General features: G+C 63.3%; 1 protein-coding gene. It reads right to left on the reverse strand.

Annotated elements, in window-relative coordinates:
• On the reverse strand, positions 1-566 hold a 566-nt coding region (locus tag AT959_RS18345; RefSeq protein ID WP_240481890.1), incomplete at both ends, for an enoyl-CoA hydratase-related protein.

The following is a 566-nucleotide window of genomic DNA, read 5'->3' on the forward strand; positions in this document are numbered from 1 at the left end:
GTCTGCGCCGCTTTCAGGGTTTCCTCGAGCAGTTGCTCAGCCGGGATGACCCGGGCAACCAGGCCGGACTTTTCGGCTTCGGCCGCATCCATCATCCGGCCGGTCAGGCAGAGGTCCATCGCCTTCGCCTTGCCGATGGCGCGCGGCAGGCGCTGCGTGCCGCCGGCCCCGGGCAGGGTGCCCAACTTGATTTCCGGTTGGCCGAACTTGGCGCTGTCGGCGGCGTAGATCATGTCGCACATCATCGCCATTTCGCAGCCGCCACCCAGCGCGAAACCGGCCACCGCCGCGATCACCGGCTTGCGCGTCGTCTTGATGCGCTCCCAGTTGCGGGTGATGAAGTCGGTCTTGTAGGCGTGCATGTAGTCGAAATCCTTCATGAAGCCGATGTCGGCCCCGGCGGCGAAGGCTTTTTCATTGCCGGTGATGACGATGCAACCGATATTGTCGTCGGCTTCGAAGCCGTCGATCGCGGCACCGATACCGTCGACCACGTCATTGTTCAGCGCATTCATCGCCTCCGGGCGATTGATGCGGATCAGGCCAACCTTGCCGATGGTTTCAAC

Source organism: Dechloromonas denitrificans (genome assembly GCF_001551835.1).
In the GTDB taxonomy this organism is placed as follows: domain Bacteria; phylum Pseudomonadota; class Gammaproteobacteria; order Burkholderiales; family Rhodocyclaceae; genus Azonexus; species Azonexus denitrificans.